Origin of the sequence: Protofrankia sp. Cj3, from assembly GCF_917627355.1 — a bacterium.
Taxonomy (GTDB): domain Bacteria; phylum Actinomycetota; class Actinomycetes; order Frankiales; family Frankiaceae; genus Protofrankia.
Genome location: NZ_CAKJTR010000226.1, coordinates 2533 through 7055, shown reverse-complemented (window position 1 = coordinate 7055; position 4523 = coordinate 2533). Strand labels below are relative to the sequence as shown.

Here is a 4523-nt window from a genome sequence, read left to right as displayed (position 1 = left end):
GCACCGGGACTGACGCGATCCACCGGGACTGGCGCGGCGTCGTTGTGGGCGCGGGCACGAGGGGTATCGGCCCGCTGTGGCCGGCCCGGCCGCCCGTGGCCGCGACCGGGCCCGGCGGGTTGGCCGGCGCCTTGCGCCTGGGCTCGCTTGACAGTTCTGGCTGTGTTGGTTGACGTGGGCGAGGCGGGTGCTAAGTTGGCACTCGGCACACGAGAGTGCCAGCGACAACAGGCGCCTGTTCACCCGCGACGGCAGGCCGCCAGGGTCGCTCTCTCATCCAGCGCAGGAAGGGGGAGGTCGATCGTGACGACCGCCACCAAGGTTGCAATCAAGCCACTTGAAGATCGCATTGTCGTCCAGCCGTCAGATGCCGAGCAGACCACCGCGTCAGGTATTGTGATCCCGGATACGGCCAAGGAGAAGCCGCAGGAGGGCACTGTGCTCGCGGTCGGGCCGGGCCGGTTCGAGGATGGCAAGCGGGTTCCGCTCGACGTCAAGGTCGGCGATGTCGTTCTGTACAGCAAGTACGGCGGTACCGAGGTGAAGTACGCCGGCGAGGAGTACTTGGTTCTCTCCGCCCGCGACGTGCTGGCGATCATCGAGAAGTAGGTCTGTCGCCAGCAGGATCCAAGGGCGTGTTTCGCCGTTCTGGATGGCATTCGTCCGGATCGGCGGAGCACGCCTGATCGCCGTTAGGGCGTGCCTCTCGAATCCCGCTCGCAGCACCCCACCCGCATGCTCCGCGTCCGCGTGGGTTCCTGCTCCCGGAGTCCATCGAGCGATTTCCAGGAGGCACGCCCAGAGCCTGTCTGATGGGTATTGGTCGATGCGCGATGATTCAGAAGGCGGTCCGCACGGTGGCGGAGGAGCCGATAGCGGTGTCCTGCCGGTGACGACGAGCCGGGGTCCCCGTGCGGCGCGACCTCTTCTGGGCATCGAGGGCAGGGCTCCGCACGGGCGCGAAGCGTTCGGGCGGGGGCGAAGCGATCGAAGATCGATCAGACAGGCCCACGGGCCAGACATGCCCTGAGTCGGTTCGGGAGGACCACGTATGCCCAAGATTCTGACATTCAGCGAGGACGCTCGCCATGCGCTTGAGCATGGCGTGAACGCTCTCGCGGACGCTGTGAAGGTGACGATCGGCCCGCGTGGCCGCAACGTCGTCATCGACAAGTCCTATGGCGCGCCGACGATCACCAATGACGGGGTGACGATCGCGCGCGAGGTGGAGCTGGACAACCCGAACGAAAACCTTGGCGCCCAGCTCGTCAAGGAGGTCGCCACCAAGACCAACGACGTCGCTGGCGACGGCACCACGACCGCGACCGTGCTCGCTCAGGCGATGGTGCGCGGCGGTCTGCGCCAGGTCGTGGCCGGGACGCCGCCGGTGTCGCTCAAAGCGGGTATCGAGGCCGCGGTCGTGGCCGTCTCCAACGCCCTGCTGGAGCAGGCCCTGGAGGTGGACTCGAAGGAGGTCATCGCGCACGTCGCGGCTATCTCCGCCCAGGACGCGAAGGTCGGCGAGCTCATCGCCGAGGCGATGGACCGGATCGGCAAGGACGGTGTGATCACCGTCGAGGAGAGCCAGGCTCTCGGTCTGGAGCTCGAGCTCACCGAGGGGATGCAGTTCGACAAGGGATACATCTCCCCGTACTTCGTCACCGACCCCGAGCGCATGGAGGCCGTCCTCGAGGACGCCTATGTGCTGCTGCATCCGGGCAAGATCAGCGCGCTGAGCGACGTCCTTCCGCTGCTGGAGAAGGTCGTGGAGGCACGGAAGCCGCTGTTGATCATTGCTGAGGACGTCGAGGGGGAAGCGCTGTCGACCCTTGTCGTCAACGCGATCCGCAAGACCTTCCAGGTAGTGGCGATCAAGGCACCGGGCTTTGGCGATCGCCGTAAGGCGATGTTGCAGGACATCGCCATCCTCACCGGGGGGCAGGTCGTCGCTGCCGAGGTTGGCCTTAAGATCGATTCGGTCGGGCTCGCCGAGCTCGGCCGGGCGCGCCGGATCGTCGTCGACAAGGACACTACGACCATCATCGACGGCGCTGGTGACGAGACGAGCCTCGCCGACCGGGTACGTCAGCTCCGCGGGGAGATCGAGGCCAGCGACTCGGACTGGGATCGCGAAAAGCTCCAGGAGCGGGTGGCCAAGCTCGCCGGTGGCGTCGCCGTGATCAGGGTCGGGGCGTCCACCGAGGTTGAGCTGAAGGAGAAGAAGCACCGTCTGGAGGACGCCGTGTCCGCCACCCGCGCCGCGGTGGAGGAGGGCATCGTGGCTGGCGGTGGGTCGGCGCTTATACACGCGGGTGCGGTACTCGACGGCGGTCTCGGGCGCACCGGCGACGAACTGGCCGGCGTGCAGATCGTTCATGACGCGCTGAGTGCCCCGCTGACCTGGATCGCGAACAATGCCGGTCAGGAAGGCGGGGTGATCGTCGCGCGGGTGAAGGAGCAGCCCGTCGGGAGCGGCTTCAACGCGGCTCGGGGCGAGTTCACCGACCTGATCGCGGACGGCGTGGTCGACCCGGTGAAGGTGACCCGCTCGGCCGTTGCCAACGCCGCGTCCATCGCCGCCTTGTTGCTCACGACCGAAAGCCTGGTCACGGAGAAGCCGGCCAAACCCGCCGCTGACGCCGGGCACGGTCATGACCACGGCCATTCGCACGGCGCCGGGTTCTGAGCTGTCAGGACCATCCTGCTTGCCAGGATCGGGATCCTGACGCGGATTCCCCAAAGCCCGGTAGGACGTTCGGCGTCCTACCGGGCTTTCTCGCGCTTCCCGTCGATTTCACCGAGCGTTGTGTTCACACGTCGCGGGTGACCCGATCCATGCGATGGATCCGTCCGGGTATGTCCGGGCAGAACGCCCGCGTCCGGTCGCCCCAAAGATCATCGGTGCGCCACCACACTCTCGCCCTAACAGGCCGGAGCCAGGCCGGGGCGTGACGGGTTGTGCCGCGCCGCGCCGCGGCGCGTCCGGCCGGTCAGGATGCCTTCTCGTTCGGACTCGCTCAGCCCGCCCCACACCCCGTAGGGCTCGCGGGCGTGCAGCGCGTGCTCGGCGCATGCCTGGATCACGGGACACCGTGCGCAGACGGCCTTCGCGGCGGCTTCACGCGCCGCGCGGGCCGGGCCCCGCTCGCCTTCCGGGTGGAAGAAGAGCTCCGTGCTCTCTCCACGGCATGCACCGTGAAGCTGCCATTCCCACTTCTCGGCACCGGGGCCTGGAAGTCGTCGGACGTCGGTCATCGGTCTGAGCCCCCCTCTCAACCATGGGCGGCTGGCGCCGCAGCTACACCGTAGTGCCGCGCCATATGTTGTTCAACACAGAGAATCATTCGGCGCGTGGTCGGTCGGAGCCGGTTCGTCGCCAAGTTGTGGGTACGGTCGCCGAGAGCCACCATGAGCGCTGTGACCCCCTCCCCGGAGCCGGCGGAGCGCAACCCGCGGTACACGGTCGCGGCGGTTGCCCGGCGGCTGGGCGTCGCGCCCGCAACCCTTCGCACGTGGAACCGTCGATACGGGCTCGGTCCAGCCGACCATGTCTCCGGTACCCGCCGCAGGTACGGTCCACACGACCTGGCCCGCTTGGAGTTCATGTGCCGGCTGACACAGGACGGGATCGCGCCCGCCGAAGCGGCCAGAATCGCCAGGACCACACTCGTCGATGATCTACCGGAATCGCGCTGGCCGCGATCGGCTCCGGGAATTGATGATCGACCGTATGGCGCCGGACCCGGACCGTCCGCGGGCGGAGCTGGCCACGGGCAACCGGGCCAGGCGGGTAGCGGTGAGCACGCCGGGGCCGTGACCTCGGCGGACGATGATTGTGGTGGCCTCGACGAACCGGCGGTCGCGGACCTGGCCGGGGCACGGGGATCAGGCGGCCGGGTGCTGCGGCTGGCGGATGCCGGCGTCGCGGCCCGTGGACTTGCTCGTGCGGCGATGGCGCTCGACTCGTCGGCGGTGACCCGTATTCTGGCCCATGCCGTCGCGGCTGATGGGGTTGTCGCCGCCTGGCAGGAGCTTGTGTGCCCGGTACTGGTCGCCGTGGGCAGGCGATGGGAACAACGTGGCGACGCCGTCGATGTCGAACATCTGCTCAGTGACTGCGTGGCGGCGGTGTTCCGCCGGGCCGCGGATCGTGAGGTCGACGGTCATAGCCGACCGGTGTTGCTTGCGTGTGCTCCGGCCGAGCAGCACAGCCTCGCGCTGACCGCACTCGCCGCGGGCCTTGCTGAGCGGGGGGCGAGCGTTCGCGTACTCGGCGCCGCGGTGCCGATCGCCGCGTTGCGCAATGCGATCGTCCGCGTTGGGCCGGTAGCTGTCTTCCTGTGGTCGCAGCGTCGGACGTCCGCGGATGTGCAGGTGTTGACTGGCTTACCGGTGACCCGGCCGCCGACATCGATCGTTGTCGGCGGCTCAGGCTGGCAGCGAGCGACTCTTCCGGGGCGCGTCCGTCATGCGGGATCCCTGCGCGAAGCCCTCGACCTTCTCACCGGAGCCCCGCTCCAGGG

The 4523-nt window shown here is 68.4% G+C and carries 4 protein-coding genes; 3 read left to right on the top strand and 1 reads right to left on the bottom strand.

Going from position 1 to position 4523, the window contains the following annotated elements; translation table 11 throughout:
- Nucleotides 1-300 precede the first annotated feature (300 nt).
- A complete protein-coding gene (gene groES, locus MJ783_RS20875; RefSeq protein ID WP_043604033.1) occupies nt 301-609 on the top strand; it encodes a co-chaperone GroES in 309 nt (102 codons plus the stop codon).
- A gap of 442 nt (nt 610-1051) precedes the next feature.
- Nucleotides 1052-2686 carry a chaperonin GroEL gene (gene groL, locus MJ783_RS20870; protein ID WP_239312996.1) on the top strand — a complete coding sequence of 545 codons (1635 nt, stop codon included), beginning with the start codon at nt 1052-1054 and terminating at the stop codon, nt 2684-2686.
- Between the two features lie 236 nt (nt 2687-2922).
- Here groL and MJ783_RS20865 read toward each other — a convergent pair whose 3' ends face one another.
- A complete protein-coding gene (locus MJ783_RS20865; RefSeq protein WP_239312986.1) occupies nt 2923-3255 on the bottom strand; it encodes a WhiB family transcriptional regulator in 333 nt (110 codons plus the stop codon).
- A gap of 153 nt (nt 3256-3408) precedes the next feature.
- On the opposite strand from MJ783_RS20865, the gene MJ783_RS20860 reads away from it, so the two are divergent.
- The coding region (locus tag MJ783_RS20860) for a MerR family transcriptional regulator (protein ID WP_239312984.1) at nt 3409-4523 on the top strand (1115 nt) is incomplete at its 3' end.

Bases quoted from the DNA above. Each gene is read 5' to 3' on its own strand.
- groL (WP_239312996.1), top strand. From the start codon at position 1,052: ATGCCCAAGATTCTGACATTCAGCGAGGACGCTCGCCATGCGCTTGAG.
- MJ783_RS20865 (WP_239312986.1), bottom strand. From the start codon at position 3,255: ATGACCGACGTCCGACGACTTCCAGGCCCCGGTGCCGAGAAGTGGGAA.